The organism is Salinimonas chungwhensis DSM 16280 (assembly GCF_000378185.1).
Lineage (GTDB): Bacteria > Pseudomonadota > Gammaproteobacteria > Enterobacterales > Alteromonadaceae > Alteromonas > Alteromonas chungwhensis.
On sequence record NZ_KB899376.1, the window covers coordinates 366,556 to 385,814 of the forward strand.

19 protein-coding genes are annotated in these 19,259 nt (G+C 46.4%); 13 read left to right on the forward strand and 6 right to left on the reverse strand.

Going from position 1 to position 19,259, the window contains the following annotated elements; genetic code table 11:
• Window positions 1-18: 18 nt before the first annotated feature.
• Window positions 19-552 (reverse strand): DUF2062 domain-containing protein, encoded by a 534-nt coding sequence (locus F458_RS0101715; RefSeq protein ID WP_018981645.1) that lies wholly within the window; start codon window positions 550-552, stop codon window positions 19-21.
• Between the two features lie 289 nt (window positions 553-841).
• Between F458_RS0101715 and F458_RS0101720 the strand changes: the two genes are divergently transcribed.
• From F458_RS0101720 to F458_RS0101750, 7 genes are all read left to right on the forward strand, one after another.
• Window positions 842-2,914 carry a DNA internalization-related competence protein ComEC/Rec2 gene (locus tag F458_RS0101720; RefSeq protein ID WP_169334818.1) on the forward strand — a complete coding sequence of 691 codons (2,073 nt, stop codon included), beginning with the start codon at window positions 842-844 and terminating at the stop codon, window positions 2,912-2,914.
• Between the two features lie 111 nt (window positions 2,915-3,025).
• Entirely contained in the window at window positions 3,026-4,774 is a 1,749-nt protein-coding gene (msbA, locus tag F458_RS0101725) for a lipid A export permease/ATP-binding protein MsbA (RefSeq protein ID WP_018981647.1), read from the forward strand.
• Between the two features lie 15 nt (window positions 4,775-4,789).
• Window positions 4,790-5,791: a tetraacyldisaccharide 4'-kinase gene (gene lpxK / locus F458_RS0101730; RefSeq protein ID WP_040610057.1), complete on the forward strand. Its 1,002-nt coding sequence runs from the start codon at window positions 4,790-4,792 to the stop codon at window positions 5,789-5,791.
• A 14-nt stretch (window positions 5,792-5,805) separates the two neighbouring features.
• Entirely contained in the window at window positions 5,806-6,000 is a 195-nt protein-coding gene (locus tag F458_RS0101735) for a Trm112 family protein (RefSeq protein WP_018981649.1), read from the forward strand.
• Window positions 6,001-6,008: 8 nt separating this feature from the next.
• Window positions 6,009-6,773 (forward strand): 3-deoxy-manno-octulosonate cytidylyltransferase, encoded by a 765-nt coding sequence (gene kdsB, locus F458_RS0101740; protein WP_026294417.1) that lies wholly within the window; start codon window positions 6,009-6,011, stop codon window positions 6,771-6,773.
• Window positions 6,774-6,777: 4 nt separating this feature from the next.
• Window positions 6,778-7,437 (forward strand): SDR family oxidoreductase, encoded by a 660-nt coding sequence (locus F458_RS0101745; RefSeq protein ID WP_018981651.1) that lies wholly within the window; start codon window positions 6,778-6,780, stop codon window positions 7,435-7,437.
• Window positions 7,431-8,429 (forward strand): Kelch repeat-containing protein, encoded by a 999-nt coding sequence (locus tag F458_RS0101750; RefSeq protein WP_018981652.1) that lies wholly within the window; start codon window positions 7,431-7,433, stop codon window positions 8,427-8,429. The genes F458_RS0101745 and F458_RS0101750 overlap by 7 nt, the downstream gene beginning before the upstream one ends.
• Window positions 8,430-8,462: 33 nt before the next feature.
• Here the strand turns inward: F458_RS0101750 and rimO are convergent, their stop codons facing one another.
• A complete protein-coding gene (gene rimO / locus F458_RS0101755; protein ID WP_026294418.1) occupies window positions 8,463-9,881 on the reverse strand; it encodes a 30S ribosomal protein S12 methylthiotransferase RimO in 1,419 nt (472 codons plus the stop codon).
• A gap of 168 nt (window positions 9,882-10,049) precedes the next feature.
• On the opposite strand from rimO, the gene F458_RS0101760 reads away from it, so the two are divergent.
• Complete coding sequence (locus F458_RS0101760; RefSeq protein ID WP_018981654.1) at window positions 10,050-10,517, forward strand: DUF2919 family protein; 468 nt, start codon at window positions 10,050-10,052, stop codon at window positions 10,515-10,517.
• Window positions 10,518-10,530: 13 nt separating this feature from the next.
• On the opposite strand, the gene F458_RS0101765 is transcribed toward F458_RS0101760, so the two are convergent.
• Window positions 10,531-10,938: a hypothetical protein gene (locus tag F458_RS0101765; RefSeq protein WP_018981655.1), complete on the reverse strand. Its 408-nt coding sequence runs from the start codon at window positions 10,936-10,938 to the stop codon at window positions 10,531-10,533.
• Between the two features lie 33 nt (window positions 10,939-10,971).
• Window positions 10,972-11,745: a tRNA cyclic N6-threonylcarbamoyladenosine(37) synthase TcdA gene (gene tcdA, locus F458_RS0101770; RefSeq protein ID WP_018981656.1), complete on the reverse strand. Its 774-nt coding sequence runs from the start codon at window positions 11,743-11,745 to the stop codon at window positions 10,972-10,974.
• A gap of 197 nt (window positions 11,746-11,942) precedes the next feature.
• Here tcdA and F458_RS0101775 point away from each other — a divergent pair, with 197 nt between their 5' ends.
• The 3 genes from F458_RS0101775 (at window position 11,943) to F458_RS0101790 (ending at window position 16,059) form a co-directional block, all read left to right on the forward strand.
• The gene (locus tag F458_RS0101775) at window positions 11,943-12,911 is read left to right on the forward strand and encodes a glutathione S-transferase family protein (protein WP_018981657.1); all 969 of its coding nucleotides are present in this window, start codon (window positions 11,943-11,945) and stop codon (window positions 12,909-12,911) included.
• A gap of 272 nt (window positions 12,912-13,183) precedes the next feature.
• Window positions 13,184-14,599 carry a mannose-1-phosphate guanylyltransferase/mannose-6-phosphate isomerase gene (locus tag F458_RS0101785; protein WP_018981658.1) on the forward strand — a complete coding sequence of 472 codons (1,416 nt, stop codon included), beginning with the start codon at window positions 13,184-13,186 and terminating at the stop codon, window positions 14,597-14,599.
• Window positions 14,599-16,059 (forward strand): phosphohexomutase domain-containing protein, encoded by a 1,461-nt coding sequence (locus F458_RS0101790; protein WP_018981659.1) that lies wholly within the window; start codon window positions 14,599-14,601, stop codon window positions 16,057-16,059. Before F458_RS0101785 ends, F458_RS0101790 begins: the two co-directional genes overlap by 1 nt.
• Window positions 16,060-16,089: 30 nt before the next feature.
• Here F458_RS0101790 and F458_RS0101795 read toward each other — a convergent pair whose 3' ends face one another.
• Together F458_RS0101795 and gltA are read right to left on the reverse strand one after the other, a co-directional pair.
• On the reverse strand, window positions 16,090-16,512 hold the full coding sequence (locus tag F458_RS0101795) for a DUF3429 domain-containing protein (RefSeq protein ID WP_018981660.1): 423 nt from the start codon (window positions 16,510-16,512) through the stop codon (window positions 16,090-16,092).
• 92 nt (window positions 16,513-16,604) lie between these two features.
• Window positions 16,605-17,885 carry a citrate synthase gene (gene gltA, locus F458_RS0101800; protein WP_018981661.1) on the reverse strand — a complete coding sequence of 427 codons (1,281 nt, stop codon included), beginning with the start codon at window positions 17,883-17,885 and terminating at the stop codon, window positions 16,605-16,607.
• Window positions 17,886-18,543: 658 nt separating this feature from the next.
• Here gltA and sdhC point away from each other — a divergent pair.
• Together sdhC and sdhD are read left to right on the forward strand one after the other, a co-directional pair.
• Window positions 18,544-18,918 carry a succinate dehydrogenase, cytochrome b556 subunit gene (gene sdhC, locus F458_RS0101805; RefSeq protein WP_018981662.1) on the forward strand — a complete coding sequence of 125 codons (375 nt, stop codon included), beginning with the start codon at window positions 18,544-18,546 and terminating at the stop codon, window positions 18,916-18,918.
• The gene (gene sdhD / locus F458_RS0101810) at window positions 18,912-19,259 is read left to right on the forward strand and encodes a succinate dehydrogenase, hydrophobic membrane anchor protein (RefSeq protein WP_018981663.1); all 348 of its coding nucleotides are present in this window, start codon (window positions 18,912-18,914) and stop codon (window positions 19,257-19,259) included. The genes sdhC and sdhD overlap by 7 nt, the downstream gene beginning before the upstream one ends.

Sequence of the window (19,259 nt, forward strand, 5' to 3'; positions counted from 1 at the left end):
GCTTGTTCTGCGTAGCGCTCAGAATGTTTCTTTTTGGTTCTTTCGTTTTTCTCTACGTGCATCCCATGCTTTTTTTACTGAAAAACGCCAGACGCAGTTTAAGCCAAAATATCCCACCGCACCGGCAAAAACCGAACAGATAGCACATCCCACCAGGAAGGCCGGGCCAATGGTGCTGATACTTTCTACTACCCACTGCCAATTAAACTGAAACTCAAAATGCGTTGTTTCGGTCCCAAGTACAGTCGTTCCCACCTTGTATGCAGCGTAGAATATTGGCGGCATGGTAAATGGGTTGGTGATCCATACTGTGGCTACCGACAAGGGCAAATTAGCCCGAAAAGGAATGGCCATTGCTGCCGAAAGCCACATCTGAAAGGGGACTGGCCAGAAGGCAAAAAATAATCCAATACCAAAGGCACCGCTGGCTGACTTACGGTTAAGGTGCCACAAATTTGGCTCATGCAAAAGTGAACCAAACATACTCAGTGCACGGTTTTGCTTAATTTTTTGGTGGTCAGGCAAAAATCGTTTAATAAATTTTCTTGGCATATTTGGAATCAGGGCCGCAAGTATGCAACAGCACAATATTATGGAAAGAAAAGCCACGCTCGTCTTGGCGGGTTTTTCTCTTGCCTGTTTATCTGCAGGTTACTGGCCTGTTTTACCTCATCCGTTGTTACTGACAGTTGTTTTAATCGCTGCCTGTTTGTTCCACACATTCGCAGGACTGAGACGACATTTGTCATTTGTACCCCCGCTTCTCCGAAATAGTTTGCTGGGATACCACAGTTATTCGGCCAGCACCCTGATGATTGGACTTGCAGCAGGAAGTTTATGGATGGCGAGTTTAGGGTATTGGTACCTGACTTGGCAACTGCCTGAACAAAATAATCCACGTAATGCACAAGTTACGCTACTAATCACTGCCACAGCGATCTATGAGCAGAAAACCTGTCGGCTGACCGGTATACCGCAAACTGGCCGACTTATTGATCAGTTGTTAAAGCCTAAATTTCAGCTTTATTGGCGTTCTGATAGCAAAACATGTCCTTACGTAGGTGCGCGGATTCATGTAAAGACACGACTCAAACCACCCCAGGGGGTGGTAAATCCAGGTGCACCCTTACGTACTAAACGTCTGCTCGCGCAGAGAGTTGTAAAAACCGGTTATATAAAATCCGTTTTGTATACCGAACCCCGTCAAGCCTCCAGTTTGCATCAACGAGCAGTTACCTTATTAACTAACAAAAATCTGAGTGGCTGGGCCCTGGCATTGCTGGTTGGCAACAGAACCTTTCTGACCCAACAGGACTGGGAATTACTAACGCGAAGTGGTACAGCACATTTGTTCAGTCTGTCGGGCATGCACCTGGGGCTGGTAGCGCTGTGGGCTCTATTTATCAGTAAAGGTATACTTCCCATCGCCAGAGCGTTTGCTGGTGGACGTGAGCAAGTGAGCATACGCATACCGGTTCTTATTGCCTCGGCGGTACTATGCACTATTTATGCAGCGCTGGCGAACTGGCAGTTACCGGTAGTACGCGCGTTAATATTGTTGAGCGTGTTCGTTGTAATGCAAACTTTGCAGCGCCAAACCCGGGCTATGGATACATTATGGCTAATGATAGCGTTGTGTTGTTTGCTATTCCCTTTTTCGGTGTATTCAGCCAGTTTTTACTTAAGCATAGGGGCGGTGTCACTAATCTGGTATTTCGCGTGGTGGGCCGGGCGACCCAGATCTGACATAAAAGGGCGTTTTCTGTGGTCGGTTAAACTCCAGCTTTTTCTATGCGTTTTTCTCACGCCCGTTACGCTGTTATGGTTTAATGCGCAGTCTTTAATCGCACCCATTATTAATCTTGTGGCCATTCCGGCTATAACCTTATTGCTGCCAGTAGGTTTGATAAGCCTTTTTTTGATGCCGTTTCATTCACCTATGGCTGATGCGTTGCTAAGGGTGTTTGATGATGCACTCGGCATACTGATGACAGTCATTCGCACAATGGCACAGTGGTGGCCCATGCTGACGAGTTACTGGCCGGCTCCCAGCTTTATTGCAGCCTTTCTGGCGTTGCTCGTAATCTGTTTACCTCCGTTTAGAACAAAGTGGCTGTGTATTGGGTTGCTATGTATACCAGCACTTTCTTCATCATTGTCGTTTAACCCCAACAAGTGGTACCTGCATGTGTTTGATGTGGGTCAGGGGACTGCGCTTTTAATTTCCAGAGGAGAGCAAGGTGTACTCATAGACACAGGGGCCTCTTTTTCCAGTCAAAGTCTGTTATTACAGCAAATAGCGCCAGCTCTTGAGCATATGCAAATAACGACCTTGCAGAATATTCTGATTAGCCATCACGATAACGATCATGCTGGTGGTCTTAAGGATATAACGCGTCTGTCACAGGTTGGTTGGAACACCGTTATCAGCAGTCCTGTAGATGATTGCCAAGCTGGCATGACATTTACCCTGCAGGGAATTAATTTTTCAGCTGTGTGGCCTGAGTCAGGTAATCGTATAAAAGGTAACGATTACTCCTGTGTCATCAAAATCAGCGATGGGGAGCATACTATTCTCGCACCGGGTGACATTGAGCGCTGGGCAGAATATCAACTGCTATATACCAACCGTTTATCAAAAGCCGATGTCCTCATCGCGCCACATCACGGCAGTGCTACTTCGTCGGCCAATGCGTTTGTACAGAAGATTTCACCAGAGTGGGTGGTTTTTACACAGGGCAGAGATAATCGCTGGAATTTTCCGGCACGCCAGGTGAGCTCACGCTATCAAGCGTTAGGTGCACACATCATGAAAACATCTGAATCCGGCTATATTCGCTTTGAGTTTTCACCCGGTGCAGTTCCAAAGATTAGGGAGTGGGTCAAACATAATCGACGCTGGTATTATCGCTGATTCAACCAGGACATCGCGATGGTGCCACATATCGCGGCTGTGTATCCGACTATGGAAATGAGCAGTAAACAGTTACAATAGCGGCGATTTATAACGTGGTGAACAAATTACATGCAACAGATGGACTATTCCAAAGGTCAGGTCAGGCGCTTTTTAGGTTATTTGCGTGAATACAAACTTGAATTCTCAGTGGCCATTATCGGTATGATTGGCTACTCCGCACTGGATACCTTTGTCGTCGCGCAGCTGAAAACATTGATTGACGAGTCGTTGACCAACAATGACAGTGAGTTTCTCAAAATAGCGGCGTACGCTATCGTTCCTCTGTTTATGTTGCGTGGTATTTTTAATTTTATGGGCACCTATACGCTGGGTTGGATAGGTGCCAAAGTTGTCATGCGTATGCGTCAGCAATTGTTCGAAAAATATCTGCACTTACCTGTATCCTTTCATGATACTCAGGCAGTAGGAACACTAATCAGCAAAGTTACTTATGATACAGAGCAAGTGGCAAATGCAGCTGGCAAGGCATTTCTTACACTGGTCAGAGAGGGGGCCCTGGTTATCGGGTTGCTCGGTGTGATGTTTTATTATTCATGGCGTCTTTCATTGATATTTTTGCTTATAGGCCCGGTTGTGGCCGTTATTGTTATGGTTGTCAGCAAGCGTTTCCGTAAGGTCAGTCGCAGCATACAGCAATCTATGGGAACCGTTACTGCAGCAGTAGAGCAAGCTGTAAAGGGACATAAAGTGATTTTGATGTTTGGCGGTCAGCAAATAGAAAAAGATCGTTTTGAACGCAAGAATAATCACAACCGACAGCAAAATATGAAATTGCAGGTAACCCAGATTCTAAGCGTATCCTCGATTCAGGTTATAGCTTCTATTGCACTGGCTTTTGTATTGTATATGGCGAGTCTGCCATCGATGATGCAAGATCTTACCGCAGGCACGTTCGTTAGTGTGGTTTTTTACATGGTTATGCTGTTAAAACCGCTTAAACAGCTAACTACGGTTAATAATGAGTTTCAAAAAGGCATGGCAGCCTGCACCAGTATCTTTGAGGTACTTGATCAGGAGCCGGAAATCAATACCGGTAAGAAAAATCTTGAGCGCGCCCACGGCAGTATTGAATTCAAAGATGTCACATTTACCTACCCCGGTAAAGAAACGCCAGCACTTACCGATATTTCATTTTCAGCTGAACCGGGGCAGACCATCGCATTGGTAGGGCGCTCTGGTAGCGGTAAATCCACCATTTCTTCATTACTGACGCGTTTTTACTCGCCTCAGGAGGGTGAGATTACTGTAGATGGTATCCCGTTAGAGGATATTGAGCTCACTGCCTTACGCCGTCAATTTGCGTTAGTCTCGCAACATGTGGTGTTATTTAATGACTCTATAGCTAACAATATTGCCTATGGCGCCAATCAGAATGTGAGCCGTAAGGAGGTTGAAAAAGCTGCTTCAATGGCGCATGTGACCGAATTTGTGGATCAGCTACCCGACGGCTTCGAAACGGTCATTGGTGAAAACGGGCTGATGCTATCCGGCGGTCAGCGTCAGCGCATTGCTATTGCCCGGGCTATACTTGCCAATGCGCCGATTTTAATTCTGGATGAGGCGACGTCGGCGCTGGATACAGAATCTGAGCGGTTGATTCAGGATGCACTTGAGACACTTCAGCGATCCTGCACCAGTCTCGTAGTGGCGCATCGATTATCGACGATTGAGAAGGCTGACCAGATTATGGTGGTCGAACAGGGTAAAATCTTGGAGCGCGGCAGGCACGAAACGCTTCTGGCGAACAATGGCCCGTATGCGCAACTTCATGCACTCCAGTTTGGTGAGAGTCATTAAGGATTATCAGTGAATATGCTTGAAAAAGCCTGGTATTCGAAAGCGCGCTGGGTGTGGGTGTTATGGCCTCTGAGCGCGCTATTTTGGACAATCAGTACTTTGCGCAGATATCTTTTCAAAGCGGGGTTCTTAAATCAGATCAAACCTGCGCGGACCATTGTCATTGTTGTGGGTAATATCAGTGTAGGCGGAAATGGCAAAACCCCTGTTGTACTTGCTTTAGCCGAATATTTAAAGAAAAAAGGGTGGTCACCCGGCGTATTGAGCCGTGGTTATGGCGGCACTCAAACTGAATTTCCGCATCTTGTGGCAAGTAGCGACGGTCCTGCGCTGGTTGGCGATGAGCCTAAACTTATTGCGGCGCGCACGGGGCTTCCGGTTATTATCGATCCCAAACGTCCCCGGGGCGCCCAGCGCCTTGCCCAACAGGAAAGCTGCGATGTGGTGATTTGTGACGATGGGTTGCAGCACTATGCACTGGACCGTGACATAGAGTTAGTGGTGATGGACGAACGGCGCTACGGGAATGGCCATTTGCTACCCATGGGGCCGTTAAGAGAGGGAACATGGCGGCTTGATACGGTAGATATGCTCATTCACAATGTTGACAACTTTAAGCGGGCAGAGCTATTGGGGGTCAGTACTGCCCAATTTCACATGCAGCTAACCCCCGGTGAAATCGTTAATGTAAAGCATCCCGAACAGCGCCTGAGTATTGCGGCGTTTGTCCAGCGGTATACCGCCTGTGAGGCATTGGCGGGCATTGGTAATCCAGAACGTTTCTTTACCCAGCTTAAACAGTTGGGTATTAATTGCAGAACAACGCACTCTAAAGCAGACCATCATGCCTACTGTGCTGCGGATATTCCCCCGGGGCCCGTAATTATGACAGAGAAAGATGCGGTTAAAGTTGCTCAGATTGGTCATGATGAGTGCTGGTACCTTGAAGTCTGTGCCTCATTGCCCGACACTTTGTATAAACAACTTGATAAAAAGCTTGCTCATCTGGCAGGTTGATTAAGGAATCAAAAATGGTATTTGATATTAAGTTACTGGATGTTTTGGCATGTCCCGTTTGTAAAGGGAAGCTTGTTTTAAATAAAGATAAGACACATTTGCTGTGTCGGTTTGATCGCCTGTCTTATCCGGTTAAAGAGGGGATACCTGTGTTGATTGAAGAAGAAGCAACACAATTATCCAGTGACGAACTAGAGCAGCAACAATAGGGTTAATGATGTCTTTTGTTGTGATTATACCCGCAAGGTACGGCTCTACAAGGTTTCCGGGAAAGCCTCTGGCTGATATTAATGGCCGGCCCATGGTGCAGCACGTGATTGAGCGCGGGTATGAAGCCGGCGCTCAGCGGGTGATTCTCGCCACGGATAACGAGGATATTGCCTCAGTGGCAAGACCGCTTTGTGAAGTGTGTATGACACATCCTGACCATAACTCAGGAACAGAGCGTCTGGCGGAAGTGGTCAATCAGCTGGGGTTACCCGATGAATCAGTTGTGGTTAATGTTCAGGGTGATGAGCCCTTTGTGCCTGCACAGAATATTCGACAGGTAGCGGTAAATCTCGCTAATAATGGTCAGGCCAGTATGGCTACGCTGGCAACACCCTTCACGAGTGCAGAAGATATCGCTAATCCGAACATGGTAAAGGTAGTGGTCAATGCTCAGGGCGAAGCGCTCTACTTTTCCCGGTCGGCTATCCCGTTTGACCGTGCCGCCTTTTTAAAAGAACCGGCCACAGCGAATCCATCTGATTATCTGCGTCATATTGGCTTATATGCGTATACCGCAGGTTATATCAAACAATATGTCAGTTACGCTACGACTGGTTTAGAGCTTACTGAGTCACTGGAACAACTCAGAGCCCTGTGGTACGGCGATAAAATACATGTTGACGTAGCAACCGCCCCACCGCCTGTGGGTATCGATACTCCGGCGGATTTAGAAGCACTACTTAAAGATTTGGCAGCCACTCAGGGACATTAATACTATGAACATTGTGATAACAGGCGCAAACCGGGGGATTGGGCTCGCTCTGACCAAGGCATATATCGGCCGCGGTGACCATGTTTATGCATTGTGCCGTAACAGCAGTGATGAGCTTAACAGTCTCAATGCAAAAGTGATATGTGGTGTGGATATCGGTAATCCCGACAGCCTGTCGACCAGCTTAGAGCCGCTCACGGGAGTTGAGATTGATATATTAATCAACAATGCCGGGGTATTGGGTAGAGAATCACTGTCTGACTGGGAGCCGGCAACAATTGATTATCAATTCAGAGTGAATGCCCTGGGTCCTTTATTGGTGACTCAGACACTATTACCTAACATGCATTCAGGCAGTAAAATTGGCCTTATCACTAGTCGTATGGGCTCGATGACGGATAATGGGTCCGGGGGTTACTATGGTTACAGGATGTCAAAAGCAGCATTAAATGCCGCCGGCGTGTCGTTGGCGAATGATGTCAAGAACCGCGGCATAGCGGTCGCGTTACTGCATCCCGGATTTGTGCAAACTGATATGGTCAACAACGCTGGCGACGTGGATACAGCTACGGCTGCCGCTGGTCTCATGCAACGTTTAGACGACTTGGACCTGGCATCAACAGGTATATTTTATCATGCAAATGGTGAGATACTGCCATGGTAAAGCGGGTAGTGATGTTATGGTGTACGTTCCTCTTTACTGCAACTTCTGGTCAGGCGGCGGTTGATCATTACTGGTCTGCAGGTCCTTCTCTGCCCGTCAAAGTTCAGGAAATTTACCCGGCGGTGAACAAGTCAAGCATTTATGTCGCTGGTGGGTTAAGCGAAAGTAAAAACGGTATTGTTGTTCGCGATAACGTTTATCAGTTAGACGCCAAGACAGGTAAATGGCAAACGCTGCCACCTCTTCCTGAGCCTCGTCATCATGCTATGCTGGTGGCTGAAGATAACGCGTTGTGGTCATTTGGCGGGTTTATAACGGCCGGTGGCGGGCAGTGGGTCAATACAGATACCGTACTGCGTTTTGATAAAGCGACGCAAAGCTGGGAACAGAAAAGCCCGATGCCAGTAGCATTGTCAGAAACCGTCGCGGTAATGCTTAACGACAAGCTACATCTGATTGGTGGACGAACAATTAAGGGAAGGGCCAACGGACGCTGGCACGATCACAATGATACTGACTGGCATGGTATCTATGATGCCACAGCGGGTGTATGGAAAACTGCCACCCCTCTGCCTACCCCCAGAAATAGTGCTTGCGCGGTAACCTATATGGGTAAAATCCATGTGATAGGGGGCCGCCAGGTTGGTGGTGGTAACCTGGACACCCATGAAATGTACGATCCAACCACTGCCCGTTGGAAAACACTCAAGCCGTTGCCGCAAAAACAAGCAGGACTTGCATGTGTGGCATATCGTCACAGTATTTATGTATTTGGCGGTGAACACTTTGTTGATGAAGGCGGGGTTTTTTCCGAGGTATGGCGTTACGATATTGCTCGTAAAAAGTGGGGGCAGATTTCCACCATGCCCGTGCCCAGGCATGGTTTAGGCGCAGTCGTGCTCGATGACCAGATTTGGCTGGTTGGCGGTGCCACCAAAGCCGGTGCTGCGGGAACCAGCTCCGTGGTGAGTAAATTGAAAAACATGAATTAGTAAGGCGGCTTTAATGCCGCCGTTTTTTTGTGTTTATTCTGTGTCTTCAACAGGTACAGCCCAGATATCATGCTCATCAGCGTGAATAATCTCAGCCCATAACCGGTCACCAGGTTTTACATCATAAATGCCGTTTAAATGTACCACGCCATCCACTTCCGGCGCATCAGCAAAGGTTCTGCCAACGGCGCCTTCGCTGTCCACACTGTCAATTACAATTTGATATTCTCTGCCAATGCGTTGCTGCAGTCGTTCTGCACTGATCCGCCCCTGAATTTCCATAAAGCGGGCATGACGTTCCTGTTTTACTGACTCGGCAACCGGATCCGGTAATCCATTGGCCACAGCACCTTCAACCGGTGAATACATAAAGCAGCCAACACGATCAAGTTGTGCTTCCTGAATGAAGGTCAAAAGCTCTTCAAATTCTTCATCCGTCTCGCCGGGAAATCCCACAATAAAGGTTGAGCGTAGAATAAGTTCAGGACAAATCTCACGCCATTTTTTAATTCGTTCAAGGGTACGATCGGCACTACCAGGTCGTTTCATCAGTTTAAGTATTCGCTTACTGGCATGCTGCAACGGAATATCTAAGTAGGGCAGAATACGACCTTCATTCATCAGTGGTATTAAATCATCCACATGGGGATAGGGATACACATAATGCAGGCGCACCCACATATCGAGCTCCCCAAGTTTCTGACAAAGCTGCTGCAAGTGTGTTTTTACCGGCATACCATTCCAAAAGCCAGTCCGATGCTTTACGTCTACACCATAAGCGCTGGTGTCCTGTGAAATAACCAGTAATTCATTTACACCGCCAGCTTTGAGCCGTTTGGCTTCGTCAAGAATCTCTCCAACCGGGCGGCTGTTCAGTTTGCCCCGCATCGAGGGAATAATGCAAAATGTGCATTTGTGATTGCAGCCTTCGGATATTTTCAGGTAAGCATAATGACGGGGGGTCAATTTCACACCATGATCCGGCACCAGGTCGGCATAGGGGTTGAACTCAGGTTTCGGCAAGTGTTGATGGACCTGGTTAACGACCTCTTCATATGCATGAGGGCCGGTGACTGCCAATACATTCGGATGTACCTCACGAATCTCGTCGTCTTTGATACCCAGACAGCCAGTTACAATAACTCTGCCATTTTCGGCCAGTGCTTCGCCAATAGTATCCAGCGACTCCTGCACTGCTGCATCAATGAAGCCACAGGTATTCACAATAACTAAGTCAGCATCATTAAAGGTTGGCACGACGTCATAGCCTTCAGTGCGTAGCTGTGTCAAAATCCGCTCAGAATCGACCAGATTTTTAGGACAACCCAGACTGATAAAGCCAATTCTGGAATCTGCAGTTTGTTTAGCACGTTGCGTCTGGTCAGCCTGCAATACCTTAACTGGGGTACTCAATGTGGTGGTGGGGTTAGGAGAAAATTTCTCTACTGTCATGGAAAACTTTACGTTAAATGCCTGATACGGTAATTGTACCATCAAGAACGTGCATCACTCACCCTCAAACAGTGAATAAAATTAAGAAACCGCCGTGCTGTACGTTGTATTTCACTACGTCTCGTTTACCATAGGCTCTAACAGTTTTATCTTCGCTGACGAATTACCATGGCTGCTTTGCCTTTACCTCTCCATTGTTATGATGACGCTGGCATTATTAAACCGCCCAGGTGGCTGTACTGGTTGTTACTGATAAATAGCGTCGACTGGACTTTCTTTATTTTTTCAGTGGCAAGTCGCCAGCATACCTCACAGTTGCTGGGATTGTTTTTTCCAGATCGTTCGCTGCTGTGGTACAAACTTGCGGTGACTCTGCCGTTTATTATTACTGCTTTGCTATTAGGTAACCGGCAGCGGTTATGGAAAAAATCATTGATAAACTGGTACCGTCTGATTCCCTGGTTAACCGTTGGCGGTGTTGCCGGAAGCCTGACTGTAGTCTTGCTGCAACTCGCTGGCACTCACTGGTATTTTCAACCGGTGATGGCCGGTCAAATCTGCGCGCTTTTTACGCTGGCGACATTGATGTTTAAGAGTAAGCATGTCGCCCTGATGCTGCAAGACTGGAAAAAGTAACGCAACGGTTGGGTTAATTTGTATGATTCTGACGGGCTTTTTCAAAATAGCGGTATACACTTATCTGACTATCATTTACCAGTCGCTGATAACAAATACCTGCAAAGGCGTAAGCTCTATCACCGAGGGCGAGCAAAACGTGAGGCTCATCGGAATCTGCATTCTCATATTTCCACAGACCACCCAATTCTTGACGGAAGACTTCCCCTAAATAGGCTCCATAAATATTACATATTGTAAAAACTGCCGTGTCTTCCAACGCCTCATCTTTAAACTTCTCAAGAAACATAAGGATGATGTCATCAACGAGCTGGACACTTTGGCGGGTGAAATCAAGCTCAATATCAAATACTGTTTTGGCTGTTTCTACCGCATTTTGCGCTGACTCTTTCATCAGCAATTCAAGTTCTTGTTGTTCCATTAGTATTCGTCATTTTTCCTAAACGGGAATATCTCAAATACCGGTAATCTTATTGATGATGCGCGAGGCGGCAACCATACCGAATGTAGCCGTGACGGTAGTTGCTGCACCAAAACCACCCGAACAATCCAGTCGTGTACCGTTTTCCATCACTGACTTATTAAAACACACGCTACCATCAGGTTGAGGATACCTTAACTGTTCGGTAGAGAATACGCATTCAATACCAAAGCGCCGTTTGGTGTTTTTACTGAAACCGTAGTCGCGGCGCAGCACAGAACGAAGCTTTGCGGCCAGCGGATCCTGAATGGTTCTGGCCAGATCGGCACAGGTAATTTGCGTCGGGTCAATCTGGCCGCCGGCGCCTCCTACTGTCACCACCGGTATTTTCTGCCGTTTACAACTGTAAAGAATAGCAGCTTTTGCCTGAATACTATCTGTGGCCTCAATCACGGCTGTAAAACCATCATGTATATAACCGCGCACGTTATCCGGTGTTACGAAGTCTTCAACAGCATGAACACGGACGGCAGGATTGATACTGCAAATACGCTGAGCCATTATTTCTACTTTTGGTTGACCCACAGTTTCATCAAGGGCGTGAATTTGACGGTTAATATTTGTCACACACACATCATCAAGATCAATAAGTGTAATCTCGCCAATTCCCGAGCGGGCCAACGCCTCAGCGCTCCAGGAACCAACGCCGCCAATACCGATAACGGCCACATGTGACTGCGCCAGCCGTTTCGCTGAGGCTTCACCGTAGAGCCTTTGAATGCCACCAAACCGTTGTTTATCCGTCATATCTGCCTGCTAAATTGCTGGGTATAAGGGGTTTTATAAAGCCGATAGTGTAACAAAAAGCCTAATGTGTACGTAGCCGTTGACACAGAAAATTTGCTGCAAGTGGATATAAGCAGGTTATCGTCAATCCGAAACCGTCTAAAAGACGTTTTACACAGATATGTTAATTAGAAATATCAACTTCCTGAGAGGATACAATGGGTTTACTGGTAAACGGAGAATGGCAAGATAAGTGGTATGACACTGACAATAATGGTGGCAAGTTCAAACGAGAAGAAGCAACATTCCGGGATTGGATAAGCGCAGAAGAAGATGCAAAATTCCCGGCTGAATCCGGTCGGTATCATCTTTACGTTTCACTTGCCTGTCCCTGGGCCCACCGCACACTCCTTTTGCGCAAACTAAAAAATTTGGAGACCCATATCAGTGTTTCGGTGGTGTCTCCTGAAATGCTGGGGGAAGGCTGGACGTTTGCCGGCTATCCGGGTGCTACCGGTGATACCCTTTATCAGAGCCAGTACCTCAGAGAATTGTATACGCGGGTGGATCCACATATTACTACTCGGGTTACGGTGCCCTTATTGTGGGACAAAAAACAGCAAACGATTGTCAGTAATGAGTCTGCAGATATCATCCGAATGTTCAACAGTGCTTTTAATCAGATAACGGGCAATAGTGATGATTATTTTCCTGAGTCATTAAGGGAAGAAATAGAGCAGGTGAACGCGCTGGTTTACCACAACATTAATAATGGCGTTTACAAAGCGGGTTTCGCCACCACGCAGCAAGCGTATGAAGAAGCAGTATCGGCATTGTTCAGAGCACTTGAAACGGTTGAGCAGCGCCTGGCGAGTCAACGCTACCTGGCTGGTCATCAAATCACAGAGGCAGACTGGCGCTTATTTACGACACTTATTCGGTTTGATGCAGTCTATCACGGGCATTTCAAATGTAATCTTAAGCAAATTAGCGACTTTCCCGCGTTAAGCGGATACCTGCGCGAATTGTTCCAGTATCCAGGGGTGGAAGAAACCGTTAATTTTGATCATATCAAACGGCACTATTATTTTAGTCACACGATGATTAATCCAACACAAGTAGTGCCTCTAGGTCCACAACTTAATCTCAGTGAGCCTCACGGCAGAGATGCACTATTCCCGGAGTAATTAAATAAAAGGTTGGTGGAGTTCTCGTCGTTGGTGTAATGGTCCGATTGTTGCTAAATCTGATTAATAAAGACATCACAGTACAGCGTGACTAACGCGGTATTTTTGTGCAACTAAAGCATGAGAGAACCAGATCACGGTACTAAACGCATCTTTTTTATCATTATCGTAGTAATAATGGCGATTAATCACGGCGTTACGTTGATTGAGCATAATTGCTCTATTAACATGATTTTAAATAAACGTCGTAGCTGTAATTTATAGGACAGAATATGAAACCAGTAATTTTAGCAGGAGGCTCTGGTAGTCGTCTGTGGCCCAAATCCCGGGCGGCACTCCCCAAGCAGTTTCTCGCGTTAACCTCGGAGCAGTCCATGCTACAGGAAACGCTTTCACGACTGAAAGGCGTGGAAACCCACAAACCAATTGTTATCTGTAACGATGCGCACCGGTTTTTGGTGGCTGAACAGCTTCGTCAGCAGAATGTTGACCACGGTGGGATTTTGCTCGAGCCAGTTGGCCGTAATACGGCTCCTGCTATTGCGCTGGCAGCGTTGCACGCGCTGCAGAGCGATCCTGATGAGGTGCTCTTAGTGCTTGCCGCTGATCATCTAATCAAAGACACCTCCGCGTTCCACAAAGCGGTTCACAACGCGCAAAATCTTGCTGAATCAGGGTATCTGGTAACCTTTGGTATTGTTCCTGATTGCGCCCATACCGGGTACGGATATATTAAAGCTGCGCAGGAACTGGACCCTGGGTTCGCCGTCGAGCAATTTGTCGAGAAACCTGATGCGGCAACCGCTCAGGAATATGTCTCGTCAGGTAACTATTTTTGGAATAGCGGTATGTTTATGTTTAAAGCGGGCCGCTATATCGAAGAGCTGGAAAAATTCCACCCTGATATTCTTAAAATATGCAGACAGGCGATTGAGACAGAGACTAACGATTTGGACTTTATCCGTATCGACGCCGATATTTTTGCTACCTGCCCTGACGACTCCATCGATTATGCGGTTATGGAGAAGACGGAAAAAGCTGCCATGGTGCCCCTGGACGCGGGCTGGTCAGATGTTGGTAGCTGGTCTTCATTATGGGACGTGGCCGATAAAGATGCCAACGGCAATGCCGTGGTGGGCGATGCAATTTTAGAAGATGTGAACAATAGCTATATAAATTCTGAAGGTCGCCTCATTTCGGTTATTGGTCTTGATGATGTGGTGGTGGTGGAAACCAAAGACGCAGTCATGGTGGCTAACAAAAACAATGTTCAGGATATAAAAAAGGTTGTTAACCGACTTAAAGCGGAAAAACGCCCCGAATTTGAATTTCATCGCGAGGTTTTCCGTCCATGGGGCAGTTATGACTCTATTGATAGCGGCGCGCGTTTTCAGGTAAAACGAATAACGGTGAAACCTGGCGAAAAACTCTCCGTGCAAATGCATCATCACCGGGCAGAACATTGGATTGTGGTATCGGGAACGGCCAGTGTAACCGTAGGCGAAAAAACCAAAATGGTCACTGAAAATGAATCTACCTATATTCCCATTGGTGAGGTTCATGCACTGGAAAATCCGGGCAAGATCCCGCTGGAATTAATTGAAGTCCAGTCCGGTGCATATCTGGGAGAAGATGACATTGTGAGATTTTCAGATCGCTATGGTCGCATAGAAAAACAGGACAAGTGATGACGACAAGGATTACATGTTTTAAAGCATACGACATCCGGGGCGAACTTAACCAACAGTTGGATGAACATATCGCCTACCGCATTGGCTACGCGTTTGCTGATGTTCTTGCCGCCGGGACAGTAGTCGTGGGTGGGGATGTAAGGTATACCTCTGAACCATTGAAGCTGGCACTAAGTGCAGGCCTTATTGACGGTGGTGCCAGTGTTATTGATTTAGGCATGACGGGGACCGAAGAGATCTACTTTGCCACTAAGCATTTAAAAGCGGATGGCGGTATTGAAGTTACGGCCAGCCACAATCCTATTAATTATAATGGTATGAAGCTGGTCAAAAGCGGCTCCATTCCGATCAGTGGCGATACCGGCTTGCAGGCTATACAACAGGCCGCGGAGGGTTTGGATAGTGATGAGGTTCAAAGCCGGCTGACTTATTTTACGCAAGGCAAGACCATTGACCCATCAGCATTTTATCAGGGCAATGGCCATATTTCGCGTACTCAGATTGAAGCGACGGGGCAATATCGTCAGGACTCCTGTATGCAGGCTTACATTGATCATATCCTTGGTTATGTTAATTCGAAAAATTTCACGCCGCTGCGGATTGTTGCCAATTCAGGTAATGGTGCGGCGGGTAAAGTGATAGATGCACTGGAAGAAGCGTTTCAGGAAAAGAAAATACCCATCGAGTTTATTAAAGTCCATCATGATGCAGATCCTGATTTTCCAAATGGTATACCTAATCCGCTTTTGACTGAAAACCGCGCTGATACGTCGCAGGCAGTCAGAGAAAATAACGCTGATTTTGGTATTGCCTGGGACGGCGATTTTGACCGGTGTTTTTTGTTTGACGCAAACGGCGACTTTATCGAGGGCTATTATATTGTCGGTTTGCTTGCTCAGGCCTTTTTGGACAAAGACCCATCGGCCGCTATCATCTACGATCCTCGTCTTTGCTGGAATACAGAGGATATCGTGGCGCAAGGAGGCGGCAGACCGGTTAAGTGTAAAACCGGGCATGCCTTTATAAAAGAAAGAATGCGCAAAGAGGATGCGGTTTATGGCGGGGAAATGAGTGCTCACCATTATTTCAGGGATTTTGCTTACTGTGACACGGGTATGATCCCCTGGCTGTTAGTGGCCGAGCTCCTGTGTACCAAGGGGCAGACCTTGTCTGAAATGGTAGAACAACGCATCATGAAGTATCCCTCATCGGGGGAGATTAACAGTAAGCTTAAAGATGCTGATGCTGCTCTGGCACGCGTAATGGCGAAATATAAATCTGATGCTCTGGTTGTCGATGACACTGATGGCATCGGGCTTGAATTTGAAAAATGGCGGTTTAACTTGCGTAAATCAAATACCGAGCCGGTGATCAGGTTAAATGTCGAGTCCCGGGGAGATATTCCTCTTATGGAACAAAAAACCGCAGAGTTGTTGAGCATCATTCGGGCTGAATGATAAAAAAAGGCACCTCATGGTGCCTTTTTTTTATCGGAGCATGAAAATCATTACAGCATGGGCCAGAACCACCACAGTGGTTAAACCAACTCTGAAGGTGATGTAACTCATTATCTGCTCTTTCGGTAAAGCGAGAGTGTATTTGTCATAAATCAGTATTGCTAGATATGATAGCGATAAAATTCCCAACGTGCGGATATCGCTGCCCAAAATCAAACACAGCCATCCAACGATTGTTGGCAGCATAGCGACATATAACTGATGATTTGTCTTACCACCGGAAATGGCATCATACCAGTGTATCCCGCCAAAAAACGAGAGTAATACTGCTGAATAAAGCGTGAAATAATGGGTTGCTTCATAAACGCCCATTACGCCCAGCAGCGCGAATACTGGTAACCCAATAAAAGGAATGAGTCCCGCAATACCCAGAAATAAAGCCGGATAGGGCATGATAATGCCTCCTTGTCACTATTGTTGACGAGATTAAACAAAAATAGCGCCATGAAGGCGCTATTTAAATGGTCTGGTCTGGAAAAAACGCGCTATTTATTAATAGGGCTGAATTTACGCTGACTGTAACCTTTGTAAAGTTGACGAGGACGACCAATTTTTTGTTTGGAGTCGCTCATCATTTCATGCCAATGCGAAATCCAGCCAACCGTGCGTGACAGTGCAAAAATACACGTGAACATATTGGTAGGAATGCCAATGGCTTTGAGGATAATTCCAGAGTAGAAGTCCACGTTAGGGAACAGTTTTTTCTCTGTGAAATATTCATCTTCAAGGGCAATGCGCTCCAGTTCCATGGCCACATCCAACAATGGATCCTGAACATCTAACTCTTTGAGCACTTCGTGACAGCTTTCACGCATTACAGTGGCACGAGGATCATAGTTCTTATAAACACGGTGACCAAAGCCCATTAAACGGAATGGATCGTTTTTGTCTTTAGCTCGCTCGATAAACTCTGGAATGCGATCAACACTGCCAATTTCTTCAAGCATATTCAGACATGCTTCGTTGGCACCACCGTGCGCAGGCCCCCATAACGAAGCAACACCTGCCGCTATGCAGGCATAAGGGTTGGCACCCGAAGAGCCCGCCAGTCGAACAGTTGAGGTAGACGCGTTCTGCTCATGGTCTGCATGCAGTGTAAAGATACGGTCCATTGCACGCTCTACAGCCGGACTAATTTCGTAGTCTTCTGCAGGAACAGAGAACATCATGTTCAAAAAGTTGGCAGCGTAGCTCATATCGTTACTCGGGTAAACAAAGGGCTGTCCAATGTTGTACTTGTAACACATTGCCACCAATGTGGGCATCTTAGCGATTAGACGGTGCGCGCTGCGCATCCGTTCTTCTGGATTAGAAACATCAAGATCGCTGTGATAAAACGACGACATCGCGCCCACAGTCCCGCATAACATAGCCATTGGATGGGCATCGTTACGAAAACCGTGAAAGAACATGTTAATTTGCTCATGCACCATAGTATGGCGAGTAATTGTTGAGCGAAATTCCTCGTGCTGTTCTTTACTCGGTGCTTCACCGTTTAGCAGCAAATAGCACACTTCTAAGTAGCTGGCATCGCGAGCTAGTTCTTCAATAGGGTAGCCCCGATGCAATAACACACCATTAGCACCGTCAATATAGGTAATCTCGGACTCGCAAGAACCTGTGACCATAAAGCCTGGGTCGAACGTGAAATACCCTTGTGCGCCTAATGAACGTACATCGATAACGTCTTGTCCTTCGGTACCGGAATAAATCGGAAGTTCGATTTCCTTATCACCGGCTTTTAAAATGGCTTTCTGATCTGCCATAAATTGCTCTCCTCAGAATGGTTCTGTTTTCAGCAACATCATCAAAAATTCGACGTCTTGCTGGGAAAAGTGGCGTATTTGTACTTTATTCTGCATGCAGAAGTCAATTTAAATGCATATTTGTACAATTAATATTCTAGATTGTCTGTGGTGATATACATTATGACCACTTTACGGCTTTTATATCGATTAAAAAAACTTCACGGCGAAAACGTATTTAAAGCCATAAAATAAAGACGAATCCCGCTGTCGTTGACAGAACGGTGTACTATAGTCTTAGCCTGCCCCCGAAGCTTATCGTTTCTCTTTAACCTGCAGTAGCGGCTATATCACCAGGTTCAGTGATTATCTGGCACCGGATTTATACTTTAGTTATGGTACGTTCTGATCAGTTTTTGACAAAGAGGCATATTTATATCTGCTAATTACGCTCTGGTCGAATAGAGCGACAAAAAATTGTAATTATACAATGCGGTAGATATACTCAAACCAGCTTGAAAACGGGAGAGAACATCCTTGTGTTTCAAGTAACTTATAGTTCACAAATTGTTAACAACTCAATGGATGAGATAATTAACATTAATAAATTGAATCGCTTGCTCAGGACATAAAAATAACGAGTGGTTCATTGTCCCTACGGATATAACAGGCATACATTGTGAAAAAGCAAAGACCAGTAAATTTAGAGCTCAATACCATTAAATTTCCTCCCTCTGCTATTTCGTCTATTCTTCACCGTATCACCGGCGTCGCAATGTTTTTTGCGTTGCTGTTTGTAATCTGGGCTTGGGCGGTATCAGTATCGTCACCTGAAGGGTTCGAACAGGTTCAAAGCCTTATGGCTGGCGTCTTCGGTAAGATAATTGCGATCGGCACCTTATCAGCATTGACTTACCATATACTTGGCGGTGTTCGTCATATGGTAATGGATATGGGTTATTGGGAAGAATTGGATTCAGGAAATATCAGTGCTAAAGCAATTATTGCGCTGTGGATTATCCTGACCATCGTATTGGGAGTAGTACTATGGTAACGAATCAGGCAAGTGTAAAACGCAATGGCGTCCAGGACTATGTATCACTGCGCACCACCGCGGTAATCATTCTTGCGTTTACTATCCTTATGACGTGGTTTTTCATCACTACCGATAACATTACCTTCACCGAATGGCAGGGGCTTTTTTCTGGTCTGGCGATGAAGGTATTTACGCTGGCGACTTTGATTTCCATCATGATTCACGTTCGAATCGGTTTGTGGCAGGTATTGACGGATTATATTAAGTCAGTAAAAGTTCGCGGCCTGCTCCAGTGGATTTTGAACCTGATCGCTTTCGCTTATGTTTTAGTTGGTCTGTTTGTTCTGTGGGGTGTGTAA

Excerpts from the sequence above, each read along its gene's own strand:
- F458_RS0101750 (WP_018981652.1), top strand. The coding sequence starts at position 7,431 with ATGGTAAAGCGGGTAGTGATGTTATGGTGTACGTTCCTCTTTACTGCA.
- F458_RS0101760 (WP_018981654.1), top strand. The coding sequence starts at position 10,050 with ATGGCTGCTTTGCCTTTACCTCTCCATTGTTATGATGACGCTGGCATT.
- lpxK (WP_040610057.1), top strand. The coding sequence starts at position 4,790 with ATGCTTGAAAAAGCCTGGTATTCGAAAGCGCGCTGGGTGTGGGTGTTA.
- msbA (WP_018981647.1), top strand. The coding sequence starts at position 3,026 with ATGCAACAGATGGACTATTCCAAAGGTCAGGTCAGGCGCTTTTTAGGT.
- rimO (WP_026294418.1), bottom strand. The coding sequence starts at position 9,881 with ATGACAGTAGAGAAATTTTCTCCTAACCCCACCACCACATTGAGTACC.
- sdhD (WP_018981663.1), top strand. The coding sequence starts at position 18,912 with ATGGTAACGAATCAGGCAAGTGTAAAACGCAATGGCGTCCAGGACTAT.
- F458_RS0101720 (WP_169334818.1), top strand. The coding sequence starts at position 842 with ATGGCGAGTTTAGGGTATTGGTACCTGACTTGGCAACTGCCTGAACAA.
- F458_RS0101715 (WP_018981645.1), bottom strand. The coding sequence starts at position 552 with ATGCCAAGAAAATTTATTAAACGATTTTTGCCTGACCACCAAAAAATT.
- kdsB (WP_026294417.1), top strand. The coding sequence starts at position 6,009 with ATGTCTTTTGTTGTGATTATACCCGCAAGGTACGGCTCTACAAGGTTT.
- F458_RS0101785 (WP_018981658.1), top strand. The coding sequence starts at position 13,184 with ATGAAACCAGTAATTTTAGCAGGAGGCTCTGGTAGTCGTCTGTGGCCC.
- tcdA (WP_018981656.1), bottom strand. The coding sequence starts at position 11,745 with ATGACGGATAAACAACGGTTTGGTGGCATTCAAAGGCTCTACGGTGAA.
- gltA (WP_018981661.1), bottom strand. The coding sequence starts at position 17,885 with ATGGCAGATCAGAAAGCCATTTTAAAAGCCGGTGATAAGGAAATCGAA.
- F458_RS0101745 (WP_018981651.1), top strand. The coding sequence starts at position 6,778 with ATGAACATTGTGATAACAGGCGCAAACCGGGGGATTGGGCTCGCTCTG.
- F458_RS0101790 (WP_018981659.1), top strand. The coding sequence starts at position 14,599 with ATGACGACAAGGATTACATGTTTTAAAGCATACGACATCCGGGGCGAA.
- F458_RS0101795 (WP_018981660.1), bottom strand. The coding sequence starts at position 16,512 with ATGCCCTATCCGGCTTTATTTCTGGGTATTGCGGGACTCATTCCTTTT.
- F458_RS0101735 (WP_018981649.1), top strand. The coding sequence starts at position 5,806 with ATGGTATTTGATATTAAGTTACTGGATGTTTTGGCATGTCCCGTTTGT.
- F458_RS0101765 (WP_018981655.1), bottom strand. The coding sequence starts at position 10,938 with ATGGAACAACAAGAACTTGAATTGCTGATGAAAGAGTCAGCGCAAAAT.
- F458_RS0101775 (WP_018981657.1), top strand. The coding sequence starts at position 11,943 with ATGGGTTTACTGGTAAACGGAGAATGGCAAGATAAGTGGTATGACACT.